14 protein-coding genes and 3 rRNA genes are annotated in these 26116 nt (G+C 65.6%); 7 read left to right on the forward strand and 10 right to left on the reverse strand.

Annotated features, from left to right (window positions below; all coding sequences use genetic code 11):
- Positions 1-879 precede the first annotated feature (879 nt).
- From AC06G6_RS04845 to rrf, 3 genes are all read left to right on the forward strand, one after another.
- Positions 880-2403, forward strand: a 16S ribosomal RNA gene (locus tag AC06G6_RS04845).
- A 545-nt stretch (positions 2404-2948) separates the two neighbouring features.
- A 23S ribosomal RNA gene (locus AC06G6_RS04850) occupies positions 2949-6084 on the forward strand.
- A gap of 215 nt (positions 6085-6299) precedes the next feature.
- Positions 6300-6416 (forward strand): 5S ribosomal RNA (gene rrf, locus AC06G6_RS04855).
- The 16S, 23S and 5S rRNA genes sit together here, the layout of an rRNA operon.
- Positions 6417-6485: 69 nt before the next feature.
- Here the strand turns inward: rrf and AC06G6_RS04860 are convergent.
- A complete protein-coding gene (locus tag AC06G6_RS04860; RefSeq protein ID WP_479826904.1) occupies positions 6486-8450 on the reverse strand; it encodes an FG-GAP-like repeat-containing protein in 1965 nt (654 codons plus the stop codon).
- A gap of 749 nt (positions 8451-9199) precedes the next feature.
- Here AC06G6_RS04860 and AC06G6_RS04865 point away from each other — a divergent pair.
- A complete protein-coding gene (locus AC06G6_RS04865; protein WP_479826906.1) occupies positions 9200-10048 on the forward strand; it encodes an SDR family NAD(P)-dependent oxidoreductase in 849 nt (282 codons plus the stop codon).
- A gap of 105 nt (positions 10049-10153) precedes the next feature.
- Here the strand turns inward: AC06G6_RS04865 and AC06G6_RS04870 are convergent, their stop codons facing one another.
- From AC06G6_RS04870 to AC06G6_RS04895, 6 genes are all read right to left on the reverse strand, one after another.
- Positions 10154-12001 (reverse strand): putative bifunctional diguanylate cyclase/phosphodiesterase, encoded by a 1848-nt coding sequence (locus tag AC06G6_RS04870; RefSeq protein ID WP_479826908.1) that lies wholly within the window; start codon positions 11999-12001, stop codon positions 10154-10156.
- Between the two features lie 143 nt (positions 12002-12144).
- The gene (locus AC06G6_RS04875) at positions 12145-14247 is read right to left on the reverse strand and encodes a putative bifunctional diguanylate cyclase/phosphodiesterase (RefSeq protein ID WP_479826910.1); all 2103 of its coding nucleotides are present in this window, start codon (positions 14245-14247) and stop codon (positions 12145-12147) included.
- Between the two features lie 134 nt (positions 14248-14381).
- A complete protein-coding gene (locus AC06G6_RS04880) occupies positions 14382-16676 on the reverse strand; it encodes a sensor domain-containing protein (RefSeq protein WP_479828536.1) in 2295 nt (764 codons plus the stop codon).
- Positions 16677-16884: 208 nt separating this feature from the next.
- Positions 16885-18315 (reverse strand): UDP-glucose dehydrogenase family protein, encoded by a 1431-nt coding sequence (locus tag AC06G6_RS04885; protein WP_479826914.1) that lies wholly within the window; start codon positions 18313-18315, stop codon positions 16885-16887.
- Positions 18312-19460 (reverse strand): glycosyltransferase family 4 protein, encoded by a 1149-nt coding sequence (locus AC06G6_RS04890; protein ID WP_479826916.1) that lies wholly within the window; start codon positions 19458-19460, stop codon positions 18312-18314. The genes AC06G6_RS04885 and AC06G6_RS04890 overlap by 4 nt, the downstream gene beginning before the upstream one ends.
- Before the next feature lie 408 nt (positions 19461-19868).
- Positions 19869-20801: an HNH endonuclease gene (locus AC06G6_RS04895; protein WP_479826917.1), complete on the reverse strand. Its 933-nt coding sequence runs from the start codon at positions 20799-20801 to the stop codon at positions 19869-19871.
- Between AC06G6_RS04895 and AC06G6_RS04900 the strand changes: the two genes are divergently transcribed.
- On the forward strand, positions 20800-20979 hold the full coding sequence (locus AC06G6_RS04900; protein WP_479826919.1) for a hypothetical protein: 180 nt from the start codon (positions 20800-20802) through the stop codon (positions 20977-20979). The two genes, AC06G6_RS04895 and AC06G6_RS04900, sit on opposite strands and share 2 nt — an antisense overlap.
- Positions 20980-21487: 508 nt before the next feature.
- On the opposite strand, the gene AC06G6_RS04905 is transcribed toward AC06G6_RS04900, so the two are convergent.
- Positions 21488-21892, reverse strand: coding sequence for a DUF4383 domain-containing protein (locus AC06G6_RS04905; RefSeq protein ID WP_307459331.1), 405 nt, complete (start codon positions 21890-21892; stop codon positions 21488-21490).
- A 251-nt stretch (positions 21893-22143) separates the two neighbouring features.
- On the opposite strand from AC06G6_RS04905, the gene AC06G6_RS04910 reads away from it, so the two are divergent.
- Positions 22144-23460: a cell division protein PerM gene (locus tag AC06G6_RS04910; RefSeq protein ID WP_479826921.1), complete on the forward strand. Its 1317-nt coding sequence runs from the start codon at positions 22144-22146 to the stop codon at positions 23458-23460.
- A gap of 13 nt (positions 23461-23473) precedes the next feature.
- On the opposite strand, the gene AC06G6_RS04915 is transcribed toward AC06G6_RS04910, so the two are convergent.
- Positions 23474-23914 carry a hypothetical protein gene (locus AC06G6_RS04915; protein ID WP_479826923.1) on the reverse strand — a complete coding sequence of 147 codons (441 nt, stop codon included), beginning with the start codon at positions 23912-23914 and terminating at the stop codon, positions 23474-23476.
- 39 nt (positions 23915-23953) lie between these two features.
- Between AC06G6_RS04915 and purN the strand changes: the two genes are divergently transcribed.
- Positions 23954-24550: a phosphoribosylglycinamide formyltransferase gene (purN, locus tag AC06G6_RS04920; RefSeq protein ID WP_479826925.1), complete on the forward strand. Its 597-nt coding sequence runs from the start codon at positions 23954-23956 to the stop codon at positions 24548-24550.
- Positions 24551-24691: 141 nt separating this feature from the next.
- Here the strand turns inward: purN and AC06G6_RS04925 are convergent, their stop codons facing one another.
- Positions 24692-26044 carry an MFS transporter gene (locus AC06G6_RS04925; protein WP_479826928.1) on the reverse strand — a complete coding sequence of 451 codons (1353 nt, stop codon included), beginning with the start codon at positions 26042-26044 and terminating at the stop codon, positions 24692-24694.
- Positions 26045-26116 lie beyond the last annotated feature (72 nt).

Below are 26116 nucleotides of genomic sequence, written 5' to 3' on the forward strand. Positions count from 1 at the left end.
GCTGGCTTCCCGGGGCCCTGGCATGACCGGGAAGCCGGCGAGCACAACTGCTCCAGGCCCGCCGGCTCTCTGGCAGTGGTGTCACCGATCGAAAGGAACAGCAGTGCTGAACATCAGGAAGTGGTGGTCAATGATCAGCTTGACGTCGGGCCCGCGTCGCGCGGGGGAGGCGATGCCGGCGGCTGGCCGCGATACGGAATTGCAGTATTGGTGGCTGCTGCCGGGCGACGTCACTTACTGCCCAGCTCCGTCGACGCAGAACCCCAAGCCGGCGGTGGAATCATGCGACGGCGCGGATAGCTCCCGGCGACGTGAGTCAGACGCGGTGGGTGATGCACCCCACAGGGAGTGTTTCCTGGGCTGAGGGGGTGCGGGGTGGTCCGGGTGGGGTTGGTTTCGGTGTGGTGGCGGGGTTTTTGGGGGTGTGGGGGGTGGTGTGGGGGTGGATTTGTGTGTGCTCGGTGGGGTGTGTAAAGTAGTTCGAGTCGCCGCCGCTGATGCGGAGAGTTTGCGACCGACCCCCTGATAAACAGCCTGGAAAATGGTTCGCAGTTTTGCGTGCCGAGTATGGGTGGGGATCCGGGTTGGTGGAGTTGTGGATCGGTGAAACGCTGGTTTGCAAAGTTCCGCTGGTTCGGGTAAGTTTGGGAAGTTGCTCCGGAGCGATCCACGGCTGAGGTTGTGGTGGTGCCGGGTGTGTCTGTTGTTTGAGAACTCAATAGTGTGCCAAGTTTGTTGATACCAATTTATTGTATTGAATTGGTTGAATTGACCAGGCCTGCCACCCCGTGGTGTGGTCTGGTTTTTACAGCTGGTTTCAAATTTTGTGCATTGTGTGCATCCCGTTTTCCCGGGGGCGCATGGTGTGTCTGTTTTACTTCAACGGAGAGTTTGATCCTGGCTCAGGATGAACGCTGGCGGCGTGCTTAACACATGCAAGTCGAACGATGATCCCAGCTTGCTGGGGGATTAGTGGCGAACGGGTGAGTAACACGTGAGTAACCTGCCCTTAACTCTGGGATAAGCCTGGGAAACTGGGTCTAATACCGGATATGACTCCTCATCGCATGGTGGGGGGTGGAAAGCTTTATTGTGGTTTTGGATGGACTCGCGGCCTATCAGCTTGTTGGTGAGGTAATGGCTCACCAAGGCGACGACGGGTAGCCGGCCTGAGAGGGTGACCGGCCACACTGGGACTGAGACACGGCCCAGACTCCTACGGGAGGCAGCAGTGGGGAATATTGCACAATGGGCGAAAGCCTGATGCAGCGACGCCGCGTGAGGGATGACGGCCTTCGGGTTGTAAACCTCTTTCAGTAGGGAAGAAGCGAAAGTGACGGTACCTGCAGAAGAAGCGCCGGCTAACTACGTGCCAGCAGCCGCGGTAATACGTAGGGCGCAAGCGTTATCCGGAATTATTGGGCGTAAAGAGCTCGTAGGCGGTTTGTCGCGTCTGCCGTGAAAGTCCGGGGCTCAACTCCGGATCTGCGGTGGGTACGGGCAGACTAGAGTGATGTAGGGGAGACTGGAATTCCTGGTGTAGCGGTGAAATGCGCAGATATCAGGAGGAACACCGATGGCGAAGGCAGGTCTCTGGGCATTAACTGACGCTGAGGAGCGAAAGCATGGGGAGCGAACAGGATTAGATACCCTGGTAGTCCATGCCGTAAACGTTGGGCACTAGGTGTGGGGGACATTCCACGTTTTCCGCGCCGTAGCTAACGCATTAAGTGCCCCGCCTGGGGAGTACGGCCGCAAGGCTAAAACTCAAAGGAATTGACGGGGGCCCGCACAAGCGGCGGAGCATGCGGATTAATTCGATGCAACGCGAAGAACCTTACCAAGGCTTGACATGAACCGGAAACACCTGGAAACAGGTGCCCCGCTTGCGGTCGGTTTACAGGTGGTGCATGGTTGTCGTCAGCTCGTGTCGTGAGATGTTGGGTTAAGTCCCGCAACGAGCGCAACCCTCGTTCTATGTTGCCAGCGCGTTATGGCGGGGACTCATAGGAGACTGCCGGGGTCAACTCGGAGGAAGGTGGGGACGACGTCAAATCATCATGCCCCTTATGTCTTGGGCTTCACGCATGCTACAATGGCCGGTACAAAGGGTTGCGATACTGTGAGGTGGAGCTAATCCCAAAAAGCCGGTCTCAGTTCGGATTGGGGTCTGCAACTCGACCCCATGAAGTCGGAGTCGCTAGTAATCGCAGATCAGCAACGCTGCGGTGAATACGTTCCCGGGCCTTGTACACACCGCCCGTCAAGTCACGAAAGTTGGTAACACCCGAAGCCGGTGGCCTAACCCCTTGTGGGAGGGAGCTGTCGAAGGTGGGACTGGCGATTGGGACTAAGTCGTAACAAGGTAGCCGTACCGGAAGGTGCGGCTGGATCACCTCCTTTCTAAGGAGCACCTACAACCATCTTGCCCCGTGTATGCGGGTGTGGAGGGGTTGTCAGGAGTACGCCCGTTACGCAGACGATAGTTCTGCGGCGGGTGCTCACGGGTGGAATATCAGCAAATAGCGGCCGCCGGTTTTTCCCCGGCACCCAGTACGGATACACGCCCCTTTGCGGGTGGTGGTCCTGGAACGGTGCCAGGGAGAGTAACGGGCGGTTTAGTGTTTGGCACACTGTTGGGTCCTGAGACAACAGGACCACGGCACGCAGCTCTCTGTGGCGGGTTCCCTTACGGGGGAGTCCGGCGCGGGGGCGGCGTGGTGTGGGACTTGTGTTTCTGGTTTCCTGGCTGCACCGAGCACACACGAATGCGTGTGTGGGGTGTGTGGTACGGGGTTGTTGTTTGAGAACTACATAGTGGACGCGAGCATCTTTTATAAGAAGCAATTTCCAAGATATATGAACCTGGATCTGTTGTCTCATCCTTAGGGGTGGGGTGATGGTTTTCATGGTTCTCTCGAAAGAATAGCGTTTTATTGATCTTTTGTGGTCAAGTTTTTAAGAGCACACGGTGGATGCCTTGGCATTAGGAGCCGAAGAAGGACGTAGGAATCTGCGATAAGCCTGGGGGAGTCGATAACCGGACTGTGATCCCAGGGTGTCCGAATGGGGAAACCCCGCCAGGGGCGCGAGCTGCCTGGTGACCCGCATCTGAACACATAGGGTGCGTGGAGGGAACGCGGGGAAGTGAAACATCTCAGTACCCGCAGGAAGAGAAAACAATAGTGATTCCGTCAGTAGTGGCGAGCGAACGCGGATCAGGCTAAACCGTTCCATGTGTGATAGCCGGCGGGCGTTGCATGGTCGGGGTTGTGGGACTTCCCATTCTGTCTCTGCCGGGACAGTGGGGTGTGTAGTACAGGCATAGGTGAACGGTCTTGAAAGGCCGGCCAGAGAGGGTGTGAGCCCCGTAACCGAAATGTTGTGTACCGCCCGGGGAGTATCCCAAGTAGCACGGGGCCCGAGAAATCCCGTGTGAATCTGTCAGGACCACCTGATAAGCCTAAATACTCCCTAATGACCGATAGCGGACCAGTACCGTGAGGGAAAGGTGAAAAGTACCCCGGGAGGGGAGTGAAACAGTACCTGAAACCGTGTGCTTACAATCCGTCGGAGCCAGTCTGATTCTGGTGACGGCGTGCCTTTTGAAGAATGAGCCTGCGAGTTAGTGTTACGTCGCGAGGTTAACCCGTGTGGGGAAGCCGTAGCGAAAGCGAGTCTGAATAGGGCGTTGCAGTGGCGTGATCTAGACCCGAAGCGAAGTGATCTACCCATGGCCAGGTTGAAGCGACGGTAAGACGTCGTGGAGGACCGAACCCACTTCAGTTGAAAATGGAGGGGATGAGCTGTGGGTAGGGGTGAAAGGCCAATCAAACTTCGTGATAGCTGGTTCTCCCCGAAATGCATTTAGGTGCAGCGTTGCGTGTTTCTTACCGGAGGTAGAGCTACTGGATGGCTAATGGGCCCTACAAGGTTACTGACGTCAGCCAAACTCCGAATGCCGGTAAGTGAGAGCGCAGCAGTGAGACTGTGGGGGATAAGCTTCATAGTCGAGAGGGAAACAGCCCAGACCACCAACTAAGGCCCCTAAGCGTGTGCTAAGTGGGAAAGGATGTGGAGTTGCGAAGACAACCAGGAGGTTGGCTTAGAAGCAGCCATCCTTAAAAGAGTGCGTAATAGCTCACTGGTCAAGTGATTCCGCGCCGACAATGTAGCGGGGCTCAAGTACACCGCCGAAGTTGTGGATTTCAGATATTAGCTAAGCCGCCCCTTGTGGGTTGGTTCAGGCGTCTGGAGTGGTAGGGGAGCGTCGTGTGGGCAGTGAAGTCGCGGTGTAAACCAGCGGTGGAGCCTACACGAGTGAGAATGCAGGCATGAGTAGCGAAAGACGGGTGAGAAACCCGTCCGCCGAATGATCAAGGGTTCCAGGGTCAAGCTAATCTGCCCTGGGTAAGTCGGGACCTAAGGCGAGGCCGACAGGCGTAGTCGATGGACAACGGGTTGATATTCCCGTACCGGCGAAAAACCGCCCATGCTGAACAGGGGATACTAACCGCCCGAAACCTGCCCGGCCGCCCTTGTGGCGACCCGGGTTTTGGTGGAGCGCGGGACCTGATCCTGGGAGGCAAGCGTATTAACAGGTGTGACGCAGGAAGGTAGCCGAGCCGGGCGATGGTTGTCCCGGTCTAAGGATGTAGGGCGAACGGTAGGCAAATCCGCCGTTCATGATGCCTGAGACCCGATGGGACTCCCGTAAGGGGGGATTCGGTGATCCTATGCTGCCTAGAAAAGCATCGACGCGAGGTTTTAGCCGCCCGTACCCCAAACCGACACAGGTGATCAGGTAGAGAATACTAAGGCGATCGAGAGAATTATGGTTAAGGAACTCGGCAAAATGCCCCCGTAACTTCGGGAGAAGGGGGGCCCCCATCGTGATGGACACAAGCTGTCCGGAGCGTGCAGGGGCCGCAGAGACCAGGGGGAAGCGACTGTTTACTAAAAACACAGGTCCGTGCGAAGTCGCAAGACGATGTATACGGACTGACTCCTGCCCGGTGCTGGAAGGTTAAGAGGACCGGTTAGCCGCAAGGCGAAGCTGAGAATTCAAGCCCCAGTAAACGGCGGTGGTAACTATAACCATCCTAAGGTAGCGAAATTCCTTGTCGGGTAAGTTCCGACCTGCACGAATGGAGTAACGACTTCCCCGCTGTCTCAACCATAAACTCGGCGAAATTGCAGTACGAGTAAAGATGCTCGTTACGCGCAGCAGGACGGAAAGACCCCGAGACCTTTACTATAGTTTGGTATTGGTGTTCGGAGTGGCTTGTGTAGGATAGGTGGGAGACGTTGAAGCCCGGACGCCAGTTCGGGTGGAGTCATCGTTGAAATACCACTCTGGTCACTTTGGACATCTAACTTCGGCCCGTAATCCGGGTCAGGGACAGTGCCTGATGGGTAGTTTAACTGGGGCGGTTGCCTCCTAAAAAGTAACGGAGGCGCCCAAAGGTTCCCTCAGCCTGGTTGGCAATCAGGTGTCGAGTGTAAGTGCACAAGGGAGCTTGACTGTGAGAGAGACATCTCGAGCAGGGACGAAAGTCGGGACTAGTGATCCGGCGGTACATTGTGGAATGGCCGTCGCTCAACGGATAAAAGGTACCTCGGGGATAACAGGCTGATCTTGCCCAAGAGTCCATATCGACGGCATGGTTTGGCACCTCGATGTCGGCTCGTCGCATCCTGGGGCTGGAGTAGGTCCCAAGGGTTGGGCTGTTCGCCCATTAAAGCGGTACGCGAGCTGGGTTTAGAACGTCGTGAGACAGTTCGGTCCCTATCCGCTGCGCGCGCAGGAAATTTGAGAAGGGCTGTCCTTAGTACGAGAGGACCGGGACGGACGAACCTCTGGTGTGTCAGTTGTACTGCCAAGTGCACCGCTGATTAGCTACGTTCGGATGGGATAACCGCTGAAAGCATCTAAGCGGGAAGCTCGCTTCGAGATGAGATTTCCATACACCTTGTGTGTGAGAGGCCCCCAGCCAGACCACTGGGTTGATAGGCCGGATGTGGAAGCGAGGACTAACGACTCGTGAAGCTGACCGGTACTAATAGGCCGATAACTTACACCACACACTCCCTTCGTGAACGGATTCAAAAGACGTTCACACCATGAAGAGAGTACAAAGATAACAAGACTGCTTGCGTCCACTATGTGGTTCCCAAACAACAAACCCGTTGCTTGAGGAACAAAACCACAACCAAATAAACAACACCACAGTTGTAACACCACAGATTTCCCACCCGCCACACCCCCCAGGGGCCGTGACGGGAACGGGAGCAAGGGTTACGGCGGTCATAGCGTGGGGGAAACGCCCGGTCCCATTCCGAACCCGGAAGCTAAGACCCACAGCGCCGATGGTACTGCACCCGGGAGGGTGTGGGAGAGTAGGTCACCGCCGGAACATCATTAAACGGTCGAGAGCCCCAACCACACGGTTGGGGCTCTCCCGCATTTAACGGCCAAACACCTCCTAGAGAATCGCCGTCATCGTGCTCCAGCCGCCGCCCAGGTCGATGCGGGTGAGCCAGTCGCCGGCACCGTTGTTCGGGTAGAGCCAGAGCCGCCCTGCAAGGTCGCGGGCGATCACGTCAGGCCTGGCATCGGAGTTCATGTCCCCGGGGGCGGTAATGGCGTTCAGGGTGTTCCAGCCAGACCCGAGACTTGCCCGCGTGAACCATTCGTTCTGCCCGTTGCCCGGGTAGAGCCACAGCCGGCCACTGGTGTCTCGGGCAATCAGGTCCACGTTGTTGTCGGCGTTGAAGTCGCCGGGAGCGACGATGGAGCTCATGATGTTCCACCCGCCGCCGAGGTCAACGCGCTTGAGCCAGTCCCCGGCGCCGTTGTTCGGGTACAGCCACAGTTCACCGCTGCTGTCCCGGGCGATCAGGTCGCGCCGGTTGTCGCCGTTGAAGTCCCCCGGGGCGACGATGGAGGTCATCACGTTCCAGCCGCCTCCCAGGTTCTGGCGCTGGAGCCAGTCGCCGGTCCCGTTGCCCCGGTAGAGCCACAGCTCACCGTTGGTGTCCCGGGCGATCACGTCCGCGTCGCCGTCGCCGTTGAAATCTCCGGCGCTGACGATCGACGTCATCACGTTCCAGCCTCCGCCGAGACTCTGCCGGGTGAGCCAGTCACCGGTCCCCGTGCCGGGGTAGAGCCACAGCTGCCCGGAGGCGTCGCGGGAGATAACATCCGTCTCGCCGTCACGGTTGAAATCCTTCAGGCCTGCAGCGTCCGGCTCTCCGGTGGTGTCGCCAAGGTCCTGGTGGGAGAACCAGTAGCGCTTGGTCACGTTGTTGCTGGCGAGCACGACGAGCCCGGTTGTGCTGTTGACGCTCTGCTTGCTGGTGGTGACGTCGTTCATGTTGTCGGACGCGCCGTCCTGGATGATCGGGGTGCCGCGTCCCTCCTCGAACACCGGGTCGTCCATGTCGGCGGTCTTCTCATAGATGGCGCCGGGGGTGCCGGAGAAAACGCAGCCGCTGACGTCGGTGCCGGGCGCCGTATGGAAGGCATGCACCGTGTTGTTCTCTGTATCCAGGACGATCTGCGGCCGGGACACGCAGTCCCCGATGGTGGCGATCGTGGACACCGAGAAGGAACCGGTTCCGGGCTTGAAGACCAGCAGCTCCACCTGCGCCAGGCTCCGGTCGGTTTCGTTGTCGTTCAGGCCGGTCTTGATGGCGGCGAACACGCGGCCCGAGTCGTCGGACTGCAGCGTCTTCACGTTCAGGTGGTCGTCGGCGTATTTGGTGCCTTTGACCGCGTCCTGGACTTTCCACGATGAGGTCGCAGTGGGGTTGGTCCCGTCGGTGCGGGTTGCCCAGCGCACGGAGCCGGTGAGCTGGTCGCTCCACATGACCCCGATCTTGTTGCTGTCGTAAGCCACGATGGCCGAAATGTCATCCGGCGCAAGGTTGGGGTTGCTGACCGGGAGGACGAACGGGGAATTCCAGCTGGTCCCGCCGGGTGCGGAGCGGTTGACGTAGACGGTGTTGGTGAAGTTGCCTGCACTGCCCGCGACCTGCGTCCAGGTCGCCCAGATGGCCCCCGTGCTGTCCTGGTCGATCGTCATGGACTCGCTGCTGTTGTTCATGATCGTGGTCGGGAAACCGCTGTCCAGGGTGAATTCGCCCCCGGAGTAGCTGTAGCGGTACAGCTTGGCCTGCTGGCCCGAAACCGACGGCACCGCCGTCGTGTCCCCGGTCACAGTGACGACGTGCGAGGCGATGTAGAGGTGTGTGCCGTCCCAGAGGGTGTCCGCCAGCGTGTTGGCGCGGGTGTCGTTCGTGAGGTCGGTGCTCACCCAGGTTTTGGTGTCGACGTCCAGCTGGTAGATCTGCCAGCCGGTGCCGGAGGTCCACATGTCGGCCCACCAGGATCCGTCGTGCCACCAGAGTTTGCTCTGCGGTTTGTCCGAGGTGGGCGGATTGCTCACGCCCGTATAGCTGTGGCCTTCATAGCCGTAGTCGTCTGCCGCGGAAGCGCTGGTGGAAATTCCCAGCAACCCCCCGGCCGCAACTAGGGCTAGTACGGTAATTCTGCTCAGCCAGCTGGCGGTACGTTTCATGTTCATCGCCGTTCTTTCATGCGTTTGATCGCCGTTTCCATGGTGGTCCTGCTCGTGTCTTCCGAATAACGTGAAAATGGCCACTTTTACCGGAAGCGAAAAAGGATCCTTTTCTTTTCAGTTGTTTTCAGTTGTCTTTCATGGCGGAGAAAGAACTGTCATGGAATACGCGATATCCCCCCGGGCGCCACCTGAACTGCACCCACAATCCCGTTCCCCCCGAACCCCCAGCCACATACGGAAACTCCGATGTGCCTGCAGCGCACGCTGACTCTGGACATCGCCCCAGCACCAGCGCACGCGTCCAGTATCATGACAAAAGCGCTGAAACTCAACGAAAAATGGCCGTTTAAGCGCTGACCGAGTACACCGTTCCGGAATGTCTCGGGGTTCCCGAGTAGGCCCTCCCCGGGAGCCAAGTAGACGCACCGGGACAGGCCAGTGAAGGACCAAAGAAACCAAGTATTAGCCATCCGTGACGCAATTTTCGGTGGCTGGCACCGACTATTCTGATGGCGACCGCCGAATTCGTACGCTCCTGCGGAGTCGACGATGTTGAATTAGGTAGGCTCGATGCAGACCAGCCCCGTTCCCGCTTTCGCTCAAAGGATTTCCCCATGACCGCTCGGACCATTGTCATCACCGGAGCCAGCGACGGCATCGGCGCCTCCGCCGCCCGGACGCTGAGCAAACGGGGGGAGCGGGTGGTCGTCGTCGGGCGCTCTGCGGAGAAGACCGGGCGCATCGCCCAGGAGATCGGCGCGGACCACTTCGTCTGCGACTTCGCGGAGCTGGCACAGGTGCGCCAACTCGCCGCGCAGCTGAAGGAGACATACCCGCGGATCGACGTCCTGGCCAACAACGCCGGCGGGATCATGGGCCAGCGCGGGCTCACCGTCGACGGGCACGAGAAGACCTTCCAGATCAACCACCTGGCCCCGTTCCTGCTCACCACCGGGCTCATGGACGTGCTGACCGCCAGCCACGCCTCCGTCATCAACACCTCCAGCGCGGCGAATTCGCTGTACGGCAAGCTGGACCTCGACGACCTCGGGACGGCCAACAAATACTCCGCCAACCTCGCCTACGGCAATGCCAAGCTGGCGAACATCCTCTTCACCGCGGAGCTGAACAACCGCTACCAGGCCGCAGGGATCTCGACGGCGGCCTTCCACCCCGGCGTCGTGGCCACCAACTTCGCCGCCGACACCACCAGCCCGTTCCGGTTCCTCTACCGGAGCTTCCTCAATAGGTTCATGCTGAGCCCCGAACAGGGCGCGGACACTCTCGTGTGGCTCGCCACGGCCACGCCGGGACAGGACTGGATCTCCGGCGCGTATTACGCCAAGCGAGCGCTGGCGAAGGCCAACAAGCTGGCGTACGACCCGGAGCTGGCACGGGAGCTGTGGGAGCGCAGCGGGGCGCTGGTGGGCGCGGACCTCGACGAGCTCGACCGCAGGCAGTAGGCGCGGGGCAGTAGCTACTGGCGGTAGCCTTTGGCAGTAACCGCCGGCACCCGCCGGGAGTGGGGCCCGCAGGCGGTTTCTGCCGCGCCGGGCTGCCGCGCCGGGCTACCGCGCGTCGTTGACCTCGCCGATGGCCGTCAGCGCGTTCCCCACGGCCCCGGCCAGCCCGCCGGCCGGGGCCGGCCTGGCGAACAAATAGCCCTGCAGACAGTCGCAGCCGCGGTCCATCAGATAGTTCGCCTGTTCCGCTGTCTCGACTCCCTCGGCGGTGACCTGCAGGCCCAGGGCGTGCGCGGCGTCGATCATGGTGCCCAGCTGCGGCAGCTGCTCCTGGCCGGTCGTGATCATCGCTACCAGGGAGCGGTCGATCTTGACCTCATCCAGCGGCAGCCCGGCGAGCCCGTCCGGGGACAGGTAGCCCGTGCCGAAGTCATCCATCGCGACCCGCACGCCGGCCGTCCGCAACGCGCGCAGCTGGCGCCGCACCGCCGAGTCCGGCTCGAAGAACACACTCTCGGTCAGTTCCAGCCTGAGCTGGCGCGGATCCACCCCGGCGGACGCCAGGATCGCGAGCACCTCCGCGGCGAAATCCCGGTTCTGGAACTGCAGGCCGGAGACATTCACCGACACGCTGCACGCGGTATCCCCGGCAAGCCAGGGCCGGATCTCGGCGCAGGCCCGGCGCATGACCTCGTCGCCGATCTCCCGGATCAGGCCGCTCTGCTCGGCCACGGGCAGGAACCGGTTCGGCGGGACGAGCCGGCCGTGCCGTTCCCAGCGCGCAAAGGCCTCGAACTGCACCACCGCACCGAGCCCCGGGGACACCACGGGCTGGTAGTGGACCGAGACCTCGCCCAGCTCCACCGCCTGCCGGAGCCCGGCCTGGCCGTCGGGCCAGGTGGATGGGTCGGCCCCGGTGGACATGTCCGCACCGGCGGATACGTCGGCCGCGGTGTCCAGCATCTCCGGCCGGAACCGCAGCCAGCCGACCCTGCCGCCGTTCCTCGCGGCCGACTTCGCCGCCGTCAGGGCCGTGTCGGCCCGCCGGAGCAGCTCCGCGCCGTCGAGCGTCGGGGACGTCCGGGAGGCCAGGCCCATGCTCACGCCCGGCCGGAGCAGCGACCCGCCGACATGCAGCGGCCCGGACAGTGACCCGGCGATCCGCGCGGCCACCGAGTCCGCGTTCTGGCATTCGGTCAGCAGCACCGCGAACTCGTCGCCGCCGAGCCGGGCCACGGTGTCATGCGGGCGGACGCAGTTGCGCAGAAGGCTCGCGACCTCCACCAGCAGTTCGTCCGCGGCGGAGCGGCCCAGCAGGCCGGTGGGGTTTGTGGAGTCATCCAGGCTCAGCAGCAGCACGTCCACCGGGTCCGGGCGGCGCAGCGCGGCGGCGAGCCGCTCGTTGAACAGGGTGCCGTTGGGCAGCGACGTCAGCGGATCACGCAGCACCCCGGCCCGCACCCGGTCATCGTGGCCGGCAAAGGCGGCGGGAGCGGCCGTCGACGCAGCCAGCGTCCGACGGCGGTGCGCGGCCCCGGCCGCTGTCCCGCCGCCGTCGTCCGGGTGCTTAGGGTGCGGCTCCGTCCGGTGCCCGGCGCCGCGGACCGACAGCGCGACGGACGGCGCGGCCGAGCCGGCCGCGGCGCCGGCGGGCAGCAGGGAGCACGTGATTTCGACCGGGATTTCGGTGCCGTCAGCGCGGCGGCCGGGGCCGGCGATGGGCTCACCGGCGCGGGGCGCCGGTCTGGCCAGACCGGCGAGGAGCGCGCGGAACTCCGCGCGGAAGCCCGCGGCCAGGAGCAGGCCGGCGTCGGTGCCCAGCAGCTGTGACCGGGAGTAGCCGAAGAGCTCTTCGGCGGCGGTGTTCAGGTAGGAGATCGACCCGTCCGGAGCGAGCAGCAGCAGCGGATCGGGGCCGTGTTCGAGCAGCAGGTCTGCGAGTCCAGCTTCCATGTGTTTTGCCTGCCCCAAGCCGATGGATACGGATGGCAGCCGCTCCTGCGGAGAGCAAGGCGGGCTGCGCTCCCTGAAGCATATGCGCAGTTGCCGGTTGCGGGGCGCTGCGCATCATGCCGCGCCCAAGAATGCCGGGCAGGTTATCCCCGACGGGCTCCCTCGGCCAAGGCCGCAACAGCCGCGGCCGTGTTGCGGATACCCAGCTCCCGGCGGTCCTCCGGCTCCGGCCGGGAGAAGAGGAAGCCCTGGAGGGCATCGCAGCCCTGCGCCATGAGGTAGCGGGCCTGTTCCGGGGTTTCGATGCCCTCGGCCGTGACCTTCAGGCCCAGGCTGCGGGCCATGTGGATCATCGAGGTCAGGATCGGCAGCTTCTCCGCCCCGGTGTGCAGCATGGAGACGAAGGACTTGTCGATCTTGACGATGTCCACGGGGAGCTCCTGCAGACGGCCAAGGGAGGAGTAGCCGGTGCCGAAATCGTCCAGGGCCACCCGGATGCCGGCCCCGCGCAGGCTTTCGAGCTGGGCGATGACGTGGGTCCGGGGATCGAAGAAGACACTCTCCGTCACCTCCAGCACCAGCTGGTGTGGGTCCACGTCGGCCCACGCTGCAATATCCAGGACGCGTTCGGCGAAGTCCCGGTGCAGCAGCTGCACGCCGGAGACGTTCACCGCCAGGGACCGGGACGGGTCCTCCGCCAGCCAGGGCTGCAGTTCGGCGCAGCTGCGCCGGAGCACCTCAGCCCCGATGTCCCGGATCAGGCCGCTGCGTTCGGCGGTCCTGATGAACTCGTCCGGGGGCATTAGCTTCCCCTCGAACTGCCAGCGGGCCAGCGCCTCGAACTGCACGACCTCCAGCAGCTCGGTGGACACCACGGGCTGGTAGTGCACGATGATCTGCCCCAGCTCCACGGCCCGCCTCAGCCCGGCGGTCAGCTGGGTCCGTGCCAGCAGCTCGGTCAGCATCGCCGGCTGGAAATGCAGGTAGCAGTTCTTGCCGGCTTCCTTGGCGGCGTACATGGCCAGGTCCGCCTGCCGCAGCAGCTCCGAGGACGTCATGGCCCCGGCGCCCCGCGAGGCGACCCCCAGGCTGAGGGCCGGCCGCATCAGGGTCCCCTCGATGGAGAACGGGGCGTTCAGGGTCGCCACGATCCGCTGCGCCACGGCGTCGGAATCGTTGCAGCCGATCAGCAGGACCACAAACTCGTCCCCGCCGAGGCGCGCCACGGTGCCGTGCGGCCCGACGCACTGCTGCAGCCGGCCCGCGATTTTCACCAGCATCTCATCCCCGGCGTGGTGGCCCAGGATGTCGTTCACTTCCTTGAAGTCATCCAGGTCCAGCAGCAGCACATGCACCGGGTCGCGGGTCAGCAGCGCGGCCGCGACGCGTTCGGTGAAGAGTGTCCGGTTGGCCAGGCCCGTCAGCGGGTCCTGGAACGCGAGTTCCTTGAGTTTGTCCGCCTGATCGGCGAGTTCCGCCAGGGCGCGGCGGGCCTGATCCTGGGCGCGCTGGGTGGAGGTGATGTCGCGGAAGTTCCAGATCCGCCCCACGATCTCTTCCGCGACTTTCTGCGGCCGGGAGTAAAGCTCCACGGTGCGGCCGTCCTTGAAATCCAGCACGTCGTGGCTCTGTTTGACCCGGTCGGCGTAGAGTTCCGAGACTTTCTGCAGGAAGTAGTCCGGATCGCGCAGTTGCCGGGAGATAAAGGTGACCAGCGCCCCCGGGTCCTCCGCCGTGAGCAGCTCCGGCGGCATGCCCCACAGTTTCAGGTACTGGTCGTTGATGCCGGTGATGAGTCCCTCGTTGGAGATGACCACAATCCCGTCGGCGGTGGACTCCAGCGTGGCGTCGAGCAGCGAGACCGCCAGCCGGCGCCCGGAATCGGTGTCTTCCCGGTGGCTGCCGTCCCGGACGGCAACCGCCATGGCCGGGCCGTCGTCGAGCGTCACCAGCGAGCAGGTGATCTCCAGGGACAGCTCGCGGCCGTCACGACGGCGGCCTGCCGCCGCGAACGGCCGGCTGCCGGACTGGCTGCCGCGGCCCAGCCGGCCCAGGACCCGCAGGAAGCCGCCGCGCTCGTCCTCGGAGAGCAGGACGGTGTGCTGGGCTCCGAGCAGCTGCTCGCGCGGGTAGCCGAAGAGGCGCTCGGCGGCCGCGTTCACGAAGGCGATGGTCCCGTCCGCTGTCAGCAGCAAGACAGCATCGGGACCCTGCTCCAGCAGGGCTTCTTCAATCCCAGTTCCCACGGCGATACCGGCCCCCCGAAGCGACGGTTAATGTGCTGATGGCTGATCCGGCGGCGGTGCCGCGGACAATGCGTTCCTGAATCATAGGGGCCGCTGGTCCCTTGTCCAGTACCCGGCCGCGGAACGGGCCCGGGTCACCGGGGGTTGGAGACCCTTTCCCCCCGAAGGGCGGCGAACGCGTCGTTGGACCGGGCAATGGCGGGCTGCAGGCCCGGGCCGCCGGTGGGGCGGGAGAACAGGAAGCCCTGCAGCGAATCGCAGTCCAGCTTCATCAGGTATTCGGCCTGCGCTGCCGTCTCGACACCTTCGGCGGTCACGGTCAGGCCCAGGCCGTGCGCCATGGCGATCATGCAGGAGAGGATCGGCAGTTTTTCGTCGCCGGTGTGGATCATGGACGTGAAGGACTGGTCGATTTTCAGGGTGTCCACGGGCAGCCCCTGGAGCCGTCCCAGCGAGGAGAAGCCGGTGCCGAAGTCATCCAGCGCCACCCGCACGCCGGCGTTCCGGAGCGCGGTGAGCTGCTGGATCACGTGGCAGTCGTCGTGGAAGAAGACACTTTCGGTGACTTCCACGACCAGCTGCCGCGGCTTCACACCGGTGTTCCTGGCGACGGCCACCAGCAGTTCGGCGAAGTCCCCGTGCTGCAGCTGCACCCCGGAGACGTTGACGGCGAGGGCCCGCGCGGAGTCCTCCGCGAGCCAGGGTCCAAGCTCGGTGCAGCCCTTCAGCAGCACCTCCGTGCCGATCTCGACAATCAGGCCGCTGCGTTCCGCCGCCGGGATGAACTGCGCCGGGGGGACGATGCCGCCGTCGCGCTCCCACCGGGCCAGCGCCTCAACTTTCACCACGACGCCGCTCCGGGCCGAGACGATGGGCTGGTAGTGCACGGCGATCTCGCCGGCATCCACCGCCAGCCGCAGCCCCGCCTCCAGCTCGGTGCGCTCCACGAGGGACTTCATCATCTCCGGGCGGAACCGCAGGTACCGGTTCTTGCCGGCGGCTTTCGCCGCGTACATCGCGATGTCGGCCCGGCGCAGCAGCTCGGAGGCGTCCACGGCATCCTCACTGATCGACGCGAGGCCCATGCTGAGGCTCGGGCGCAGCATGGTTCCGTCGATCCAGAGCGGCACCCGCAGGGACGCGACGATCCGGTCCGCCACCGCGTCGGGGTCCAGCGAACCGACCAGCTGCACCACGAATTCGTCACCACCCAGGCGTGCTACAACGTCTGTCGGGCGGACACACTCCCGCAGGCGCCGGCCGACCTCGATCAGCAGCTGGTCCCCGGCGTGGTGGCCCAGGATGTCGTTGACTTCCTTGAAATCGTCCAGGTCCAGGAGCAGGACGTCGACGGCGGTGCCGCACGGCCCGCGCAGGGCGGCCTCGAGGTGGTCGTTGAACAGCTGCCGGTTGGACAGCCCGGTCAGCGGGTCCTGGAACGCGAGGGCTTTCAGCTGGGCGGCCTGCTCGGCGAGATCGGCCATGGCCTGGGTGATCAGGTCCTGCGCGTCCCGGGCCGGGGTCACGTCGCGGAAGCTCCACACCCGGCCGACGACCCGGTCCGCGACCTTCTGCGGGCGGGAATAGCGTTCGAAGGTGCGGCCGTCCAGGAAGTCCAGGACGTCGTGGCTTTCGGAGTCCGGATCGGCGTAGAGCGCAGCGATCTTCTCGACGAACTGCTCGGGGTCCACCAGCTGGTCCAGGACGAAGCCCATCACGGCGTCGTCGTCCTGGGTGGCCAGCAGCTCGCGCGGGACGCCCCACATGGAGACAAACTGGTTGTTGACGCTGGCGATCCGGCCGTCGCCGCCGACGACGAGGATGCCGTCGGCCGTGGATTCCAGCGTGGCGCTGAGCAGGGACAGCGCTTCACGGAGCCCGGCGTCCGCGGCGCGCCGGTGCGAGGTGTCGCGGACGGCGACGGCCATGCTCAGGGGCGCGCCGTCGGTGTCCTGGACCAGCAGCGAGCAGGCCACTTCGCCCTGGAACTCGGTGCCGTCGCGCCGCACACCGTAGGCCTCGACCGGCGGGAGGCCGGCGGTGGCGGTCGTTGTGGGGGCGGTGCCGGCGGCGGCGTTGTGTGGGGCAGTGTCCGGCGCGGTGTCGGCGGGGGCATCGGGGGCGGTGGCGTCCGGCGCGGCTGCGGGGCCGGGCCCGCTGACGGCGGCGCGGCCGGCGTCGGCGTCCTTGCGGAGGGCGAAGAACAGCCGGTGGAAGCCGCTGCGGAACCCTTCGGCGAGGAGCATTCGGTGGTCCTGGCCCACGAGCTCCCCGCGGGTGTAGCCAAACATGCGCTCCGCGGCGGCGTTGACCAGGCGGATCGTGCCGTCTTCCGCGATCACCAGGAGGGCGTCGGGGCTGGACTCCAGCACCGACTCGACGCCGGGCGGCGGATGCGAGGAAGCCGTCACGGTGCCACCGCCGTACATATCTGAGACCACCGGTAGTTCATATAGAGTCCCTCCCCTCAGGAAATCATAGGGGCCTCACGGCCGGGCGCCGACCACGTGCGCCCGGCGTTTCAGCGCATCGACTTTCAGCCCGTGCTTCGGCGGCGGCGTGTCGGAGGGTCCGTCGGCGGGTCCTGTCAGCGGGTCCTCAATGGATCCTAACGTTGGGTGGTGCCGGCGGGTCCGGTCAGCGGGACGTGCCAGTGATGGTCGTACTGGCGGGGACCAGCGGGCGGCGCGCGGCTGCGCTCGGGTCGCTCGCGCAGCCCCGGCCAAGGCCCCGGCCCAGGCCGCGGACCGTCCAGCCTTCCGCTTCCCAGGCCGCAGCGTCGACGGCGTTCCGGGCGTCCAGCAGGGTGCGGCGCCGGACCAGCGCCCCGGCGACGGCAGGCTCGAGCGAGGCGTACTCGTCCCACTCGGTCAGCAGCAGCACAAGCTCCGCCCCTTCCAGGGCCGCGGTCGTGGACGGCTCGAAGCGCAGCTGCGGGTAGCGGAGCCACGCGTTGTTGATCGCGGCAGGGTCGGTCACCGTGACATGGGCGCCGGCCGACGCCAGCTGGAGGGCAACGGCCAGGGCGGGGGAGTCCCGGATATCGTCCGTGTCCGGTTTGAAGGCCGCGCCGAGCACGGTGACCCGGCGGCCGGCCAGCTCGCCGCCGCACAGGTCCCGGGCCAGCCCGACAGTGCGGGAACGCTGGTCCTGGTTGATCGAATCCACCACCGCCATCCACTGATCCACCGAATCCACGCCCAGGCCCGCCGCCTGGACCCGGAGGGAGCGGATGTCCTTGGGCAGGCAGCCGCCGCCGAAGCCCAGGCCGGCATGGAGATACCGGCTGCCGATGCGCGGATCGAAGCCCATCGCCGCGCCGAGCTGTTTCACGTCGGCGCCCGTCGCGTCGCAGAGTTCGGCCATGGCGTTGATGAAACTGAGCTTCGTGGCAAGGTACGCGTTCGACGCCGACTTGATCAGTTCCGCCGTCGCGAAGTTGCAGACCAGGCGCGGAATCCCGGCGGCGAGCAGGGGCTCGTAGACGGCATCGAGGGATGCGGTAACCGCGGCGCCGCGGCCAGGTGCGCCGGTGTCCCTTTCGCCGGTAGTGCCGTCCCCGGGGACGCCGTAGACCAGGCGGTCCGGGACCAGCGAGTCCTTGACCGCGGTGCCCTGGCGCAGGAATTCAGGGTTCCAGCCCAGCAGCACGTCCGGCCGCGCCGACAGCACACCGCGGAGCATGTCCACCGTGCCGACCGGGACCGTGGACTTGCCCACGACGGCGGACCGTGCGGCCAGGTGGGGGAGCAGCGCCTCCGTGGCGGCGACAAGGTAACTGAGGTCGGCGCCGTCGGAGGTCTTGGACTGCGGCGTGCCCACGCAGAGGAAATGCAGCTGGGCGCGGGCGGCGTCGGCGAAGTCGGTGGAGAAGCTGAGCCGGCCGGTGGTGACGCCGTCGCGCAGGAGTTCATCCAGCCCCGGTTCGAAGAATGGTGCCGCGCCGCGGCTCAGCTGCTCCACTTTGGCGGCGTCGACGTCGATCCCCACCACGCTGTGGCCCATCGAGGCGAGGGTGGCCGCGTGCACGGCCCCCAAGTAGCCGCAGCCGATCACGGAAATTCTCACAGGGCGACTCCTAGGGGTGTGGTGGCGGGGATGCGGGCGGGGAGGACGGCCTGGTAATGCCGGACCAGTTCGTCACCGAGGGCGGACCACGTCCGGCCCTGGACCGAAGCGTGGGCCGCCGCGGCGAACGCGCGGCGCTTGGCGTCGTCGCCCATCAGGTCCACCACGTGGGAACGCAGCGCGGCCAGGTTCCCCGGCTCGTACAGCCACCCGGTGCGGGAGTTCTCGACGAGGTCCAGCGGGCCGCCGCGGCCGGTGGCGACAACGGGCACACCGGAGGCCATCGCCTCCTGGATGGTCTGGCAGAAGGTCTCGAACTCGCCGGGGTGGACGAAGAGATCGAAGGATGCCACGGCGCGGGCCAGCGCCCCGCCGCCGAGGAACCCGGTGAAAACGGCGTCAGGCAGGGCATTCTCGAGGGTTTGCCGCTGGGGTCCGTCACCCACGATCACCAGCCGGGTGCCGGGGACATCGGCGAGCACGGCGAGGTCCTGCACCTGTTTTTCGACCGCGAGCCGGCCCACGTAGCCGATGATGCGCTCGCCGGCCGGGGCGACGGCGGCCCGCCAGCCGGCGTCGCGCCTGCCCGGGGAGAACCGGTCCGTGTCCACGCCGCGCCGCCACATCTCGACCCGCGGAATGCCGCGGCCGCGCAGCTGGTTGAGCGCGAAGCTGGAGGGGGCGAGGGTCCGGGAGGCCAGCAGGTGGATGTTCTCCACACGGTTCCACGCCCAGTTCTCCAGGAACGGAACGCCGTAGCGCCCGGCGTAGCCCGGGACCTCGGTCTGGTAGACGGCGATGGTGGGGATCCCCAGCTGGTGGGCGGCCTGCGCCGCGCGCCAGCCGAGCACGAACGGCGAGGCCAGGTGGACCACGTCGGGGGCATACCCGGCAAGGATTCGCTTGACCCGAGAGACACCGCCCATCGCCACCCGGACATTCGCGTAGCCGGCCAGCGGCACCGAGGGCAGCCGGTGGACATGCGCCCCGTAGACCTCGTCGGGGGTGCCCGTGACCTGCGTGGACGGCGCGATCACGAGCACCTCGTCTCCGCGCTCCTGTAGATGCTCCAGGACCCGCAGGATCGAGTGGGTGACCCCGTTCATCAGCGGCAGGAATGACTCAGCAACAATTGCGATCCTCACCCCTCCACAGTGCGGGGGCCGGCTGTCGGCGCGGGGGTGGGCGAATGGCGGGGGAGGGAAGAGTGGGTTAACGGGGTGTGGTCCGGGGCAGGGATCGTGCGGCCCCCGGGCCACTGGGCATGCCCTCCGTGTGCGCCCGGGGCTGAACATAATCCCCATATGCCTTGTCGCGGCCGCGAAAAATGAGCATGTCCACTTGTGATGTGCTCCGCTCATTGCGGCCAGCCCACGTCGCCCGCTGGACATGCGTTCCGTGCGGGTCATTGGCTGGACTATGTGCCGACGGGCCGCTGGACATGCGCTTTGTGCGGGCCAAGGGCTGGACATAATGCCCATATGCCCGCTCATTACGGCGAAAAATGGGCATGTCCACCCCGTGTGGCGGTCATTTGTGGCAAACGGCCGGGCCTACTGCGGTCCCAGGAGCTCGCGGGCCTGCCGCTGGGCCTCGAGCTGTTCGTCGGTGACCGTGGATCCGCGGAGGAATCCGGCGTCGGCGATGATCCGGCGCAGCTCGGCGACGGTCCGCGGCGTGCCCACCCCGACGTGTGCCATCGCGTGGCAGTTGGCGCAGAGCGGGATGAGGTCCGTGAGCGGGTCCAGCTCGTAGCCGCTGCCCAGTTGGGACACCGGGACGATGTGGTGGACCGGAATGAAGTCCAGGCCGATTTCTCCGTACCTCTGCTCGAAGGAGAACCCGCAGGCCGCACAACTGCTGCCGTGGAGCGCAATGCAGGCCCTCCGCGCGTCGGGGTCCTGTTCGTAGCGGTTCACCAGGACCCGGGTGACCGCGTCCGGCGGGTAGGTGCCGGGACCGGGCCGGGTGGGGTCCGGGCCGGGACGCGGCCCGAGGTCCCGCCACAGGGCCCGGATCGCCGCTTCCTCGGCCGGCTCAACGCTCAGCCCGGCGGCATCATCATTGTCCCAGGGGACGCCGGGCAGCGCCTCCGTGAGGACGTCGACGGCGATCTGCTCGCCGGCCGGAAGCAGGGAGTCGAAGGCAACCTGCACAGACACCGTGGCCAGGTCCGGCGCGGCCCCGGCTGAAACGATCGTGTGCGGCCCGGCGTCGGGCCGATCCGAGACCACGACGCCATGGCCGATAAGTCCCCGGCCGTGGTCACCCTGCAGGAGCAGCCAGGCGTCCGTGCCCGCGGCGATGCTCCCCGGGCCCACACTCCAGCGCTCAAGGTGCAGCCCGGTCGCGGCCACGCGGTCGACGGCGGCGGCGTAGTTCCAGTCATTCCAGCGGTCCGGGTTCCAGCCCAGGATGATGGCGGTCATCTGGCCATTCTCGCAGGCGCGGACCGCAGTAAAATTGATGTTAGAGGTGTTGGTCATGACCGGGTCCATTGTGGTTCTGCTGATTATCCTGGCTGCGGTTTCCCTGTTCGCCATTGTTGGCACGGTGGTGCTGGTGGTCCGCGACGGCCGCGGGCTCATACCGCTGGAAAAATCGGACCGCCCCTGGACGGCGGGGAACCTGCCGAGCCTGCCGTACTCCCAGATCCGCTTCTAGCCGCTGCCCTCAACCGGGCGATTGGACGCAAACGGCCGCTAAGCAAGGATGCTTAGCGGCCGCTTGTGGCTGATGGGTGAGCTTCGCCAGCGGCGTGGCGTCCAGCGCGCGGAAGTCTGGCGCCGCCGTCGTAAATCAGGGCAGGCCCGCGGCATGCACGCGGCGATCTGACGCAAGTGGCGGCTGTTCGGAGGGTCATAGCCGCCATTCGTGGCGACTGGATGGGGTCGCCCGGCTCGTGGCCGCCATTTGTGGCGAATGGGCGAGGGGCGCCCGGCTCATGCCCGCCATTCGTGGCGAATGGGTGGGCCTGGGGCACGCCCCGCACGCGCCGGCGGCGTCCGCCGCAAACCCCCGCCGCACCACCAAGCCCCAACAGCCCCCGCACACAAATAAAGCTGGTGCAGTCGCTGCGTTTCCGCGAGGCGACTGCACCAGCAGGTAGTACGAATTTTCAGATTGCTATGAAACGTTACTCATTCGCGGCTCCCTTTGTCCCGGTTGTTGCTTACCGGGTTTGTGCGTCGTCAGCCAGGTGCCTCGACAACAGCCAGCCGGCGACTACCATTGCTACGCCCAAGATCATGAAGCCCCATGCACCCATGACGTTCATCGACAGGAAGTTGGCCACCGACCCCACGCCGACAATGAGCGAATAGACGCTAAGGACGATGTACAGCAGCCCAAAGCCCATGAGGAAGTTCCGGGCGCCCATGGGGTTGTTCCGGGACATGACCACGCCGATGGTGCCGATGAGGGCCTGAATGATGTTCAGCAGTATCGATACCTGGAACAGGCCCAGGAACAGGGCCGTGGAATTCGGTCCAACGATCGCCAATGAGTCGTACTGCGTGGTGATGCCCGGGATGAATCCCAGGATGCCCACGACTATCAAGACGATACCTACACCCATGCCGACGTTTTGGACATCTGTCCGTCCGAAGTGAACGCCGTGTGCATGTGGAGATGCGGTAGTCATTTTCTGCCTCCAACCACTGATTGCGGACATTCCAATTTTACGGCGGAGTACGGAAAAAAGCGCCTGCAGGGCGGGTAGTTGAATTCAGTCCCGAACGCCGGGAATCCGGGAAAATCCGTGCCGAATCGGCCCATCCAGCCTGTCGGAACAGGCAGGTACCTCCGCACATGGCACCATGGAACACGATGAAACTGCGCGCTGATCAGACCGGGGAACGTGGACTTCCGATGCCCTTGTGGCTGCAGGGGGCCTTGGAGTCCGCGCAGGCAGCCATAATTTCCGCCCTGGTGGTGGCCGCCCCGATCCTCGCCGTGTGGGCCACCGCCGGTTTCCTGAACACCGAACCCGACGCCCTGGCCCGCCTCGCCGGGCAGGCCTGGCTGCTGATACACGGCGTCCCGCTGCTGCTGGAGACGGTCGGGACGGGCTCCGCGGCCGCCCATCAGTCCGGCGTCCTCTCGCTCACCCCGCTGGGGCTGACCCTGATTCCGTTCCTGCTGGCCTGGCGTGCCGGCCGGCGGCTGGCCCGGGCCTCCTACACGGACCAGCTCTGGCAGGCGCTGCTCGGCTCCTGGCTGATGTACGCCGCGTTCGGCCTGACCACCGGCTTTGTCTGCCGCACGGACGACGTCGGCGTGGGCCTCTGGTCCGCCGCGCTCGTCCCACTGATCCCGTTCGGGCTCGGCATGGTGATCGGCGCCCGCCGTGAGGCCGGCTCCTGGAGCCGCCTGATCGGCGTCGACGCCGTGGCCTGGCTTTCCCGCACCAGCCAGCATTCACGCTGGGCCGGCTCCTACCTGGGGTCCGCGGTCAAAGCCGGCTTCGTGGCGCTGATGGCGAGCCTGGCGATGTCGTGCGTGCTGCTCGCCGCCACCTTCTTCATCCACTGGAATCTTGTGGTTGCGGTCTATGAAGCGCTCGACGCCGGAGCGACCGGAGGCGCCATGCTCACCATCGCGCAGCTCGGCTTCCTGCCCAACCTCGTCGTGTTCGCACTCGCCTGGATCTCCGGTGCCGGCGTTGCCCTGGGTGTCGGCTCCCAGGCCGGGGCGCTGGGCACCGCCGTCGGGCCGATCCCCTCGATCCCGGTGTTCGCGGCCCTGCCGGCCGGCCCGCTGGATTTCGCGGTGGCCGCGCTGGTGGTGCCGATCCTCGCCGGAACCCTCGCCGGCTGGTGGTTCCTGCGCGAAGGGGAAAACCACTTCGACGAATGGCTCTCGATCAAGATCCGCGCCCGCTGGTTCACGGCCACGGTCTCCACCCTGGCGCTTGGCGTGATGGTCGGCAGCGTCGCCGGGCTGCTGACCGCGGCCCTGGCCTGGCTGGCCCGCGGCTCCGCCGGGATCGGACGGCTCACCGAGATCGGACCGGACCCGCTCCGGACGGCACTGTTCGTGGCCGCGGAGGTGGGGATCGGCGTCGTGATCGGTTACGCCGCGGGACCGTGGCTGGAACGCCAACAGAAGCTGCGCGAAGCGGATCTGGAGACGGCGTCCCTGTGACGCAGGCCCGCGATTAGCGGAACTGCGGCAGCGACTGTTCCAGCTGGGTCTGGCACTTGGAGGCCGCCTGCTGGGTGAGGGCCTGGCGGCTGCACTGCTGGTAGTCGCGGACCTGGTTGAAGAACAGCGCCGAGGTCAGGAGCAGCAGCACCTGCACGGCCAGGACCACCAGCCCGGAGATCGTCCCGAACAGCACCAGCTTGGATTCCTTGAACTTGGCGTACCGGACCAGCACCATGATGCCCAGGACGATGCCGGCCACCGTCAGGATCGCGCTGAGCCAGAGGTAATTGATGTCCAGCTGGTAGACGAAGAACGAGCCCAGCACCGCCACAATGAAGCTGCGGAACAGATTGTGGGTCTTGGCCTGCGAGGCCTTGGCCGCGTCGCTCAGCGGGTGCTGGCCCTGCGGCTGCCCGCCCTTGCTGCCGGCGGAGTCGTTCGGGGGATTCATGGTTTCCAGCCTACGCGAGCGGCCCCATAAGCTAGGACAATGCGCATCGTAGTCCTCGTCTCCGGCACCGGCTCCAACCTCCAGGCCGTCATCGACGCCGTGACAGAGGGCCGGCTCGACGTCGAGATCGCCGCCGTGGGCGCGGACCGGCCCGGCACGTACGGGGTGGAACGCTCGGCCGCCGCCGGCATCCCGACGTTCGTGGTGGACTTCAAGGCCTACCCGGACCGGGCTGCCTGGAATGCCGCGCTCACCGAGGCCGTGGCCGCATACGCTCCCGACGTCGTCGTGTCCTCAGGGTTCATGCGGATCGTCAGCGCGGACTTCATCGACGCGTTCGGCGGCAAATACCTCAACACCCACCCGGCGCTGCTGCCCTCGTTCCCGGGCGCGCACGGGGTCCGCGACGCACTGGCCTACGGCGTGAAGGTCACCGGCTGCACGGTGCACTGGGCCGACGCCGGCGTGGACACGGGCCCGATCATCGCGCAGGAAGCCGTGGCCATCGCGGACGGGGAGACGGAGGAGTCCCTGCACGAACGGATCAAGGTGGTCGAACGCCGGCTCCTGGTCTCGACCCTGGCGTCCCTGGCCGCGGCGACCCCCGCTTCACACACCACGCCCGCCACCAAGTAGCTCACCTGCGCCTATCCCATTCCGCGCCTGAACACCCCGTTGCGCTATCACTTTTGGTGCTTCTGAACTCCCAGAAGCACCAAAAGTGACAGGGCATCCGCCCGGCGGGGCGGGGCGGATCCGTGCGTGACAGGGCGGGGCTTAGGAGAGGTGGCGCTGCTTGGTCTCGGGGGCGAAGAACGCCATCCACAGCACACTGAGCAGCACCAGCACCCCGGCGATGGCGAACGAGGTCGCGAGGCCCAGCTCCGGCCAGAGGAACGCCGCGAAGACCAGCGGGCCGAAGCCCGCGCCGAGCCGGGAGAACGTCGAGGCCCAGCCGAAGCCCGAGCCGCGCAGCTCCGTCGGATACAGCTCCGAGACATAGGCGTAGAGCACGGGAATGGCCACCTGCACCACGAAGCCGAACACCAGCAGCCAGAACACGGCCGCCGTCGGGATGTCCACCACAATCGCCACGATGACCAGGGTCAGGGCGGACAGCGGGCCGGTGATCGCCAGGATCCACTTCCGGCCCACGCGCTCCACCAGCAGCGCGGCAACCACCACGCCCAGGAGTCCGACGGCGGCCATGGAGGCGGTGGTGAGGAAGGCCTTGTACTCCTCGAAGCCGGCGCCGATCAGGATCCGCGGCATCCAGGTCAGGGACAGGTAGTAGACCAGCAGGATGCTGAAGAACAGCGACCAGGCCGCCGTCGTGATCTTCCAGTCGTACTGCCAGAGCAGGCGCAGCTGGGTCCAGGCGCTGCCGGCGGAGAGCCGCGGGGCGTCCTGCGCCTCGGGCAGGCTGTAGACGCGGGGCTCGGCCCCGGTGGCCGCGACGAGGTCATCGATCACCTTGGCGGCCTCGTCCCGGCGGCCCTTGCGGATGAGGAACAGAGGGGATTCGGGGACGCTGCGGCGGACCCAGAACACCAGCAGCGCCGGCAGCACCATCACCATCATGGTCAGCCGCCAGTCCCCGTACAGGGCCACGAGCCCGGCGGACACGAACCCGCACAGCGCGGCGCCGATCGGCCACCAGCCGTCCATCGCGGTGAGGACCTTGCCGCGCTGCTTGCGGGGCGTGAACTCGCCCACCAGCGCGTAGTCCACCGGGATGCAGCCGCCCAGGCCGAAGCCGGCCATAAAGCGGAACGCGACGAACCAGAGGAAATCAGGGGAGAAGGCGCCCAGCACGGTGAAGATGGAGAAGATCAGCAGGGTGGCGGTGAAGGCCTTCTTGCGCCCGATGGTGTCCGCGATGGTGCCCCAGACGAAGGCGCCCAGGGCCATGCCGATCAGGTTCGAGGCCCCGATCCAGGCGGCCTCGCCCGGGGTGAGGGACCAGTGCTTGGACAGCAGCGGAATCAGGATGCCGTTGAGCGTGACGTCCCAGGCGTCGAACATAAAGCCCAGGCCGCCGATCAGGAAGATCCGGCCCTGCACCTTCCAACGCCACGGCAGTTCCTGGACCACCTGTTCGCCGCTGGGCACAGTGGTGTACGTATTCATCTCAGCCTCCTGGGAAAACTCTACGTGGCCGCGCGCGCCGGTGCGGTCCGCTTCATACTCCGGCGCGCGGAA

Source organism: Arthrobacter sp. CJL-S3, assembly GCF_056711635.1.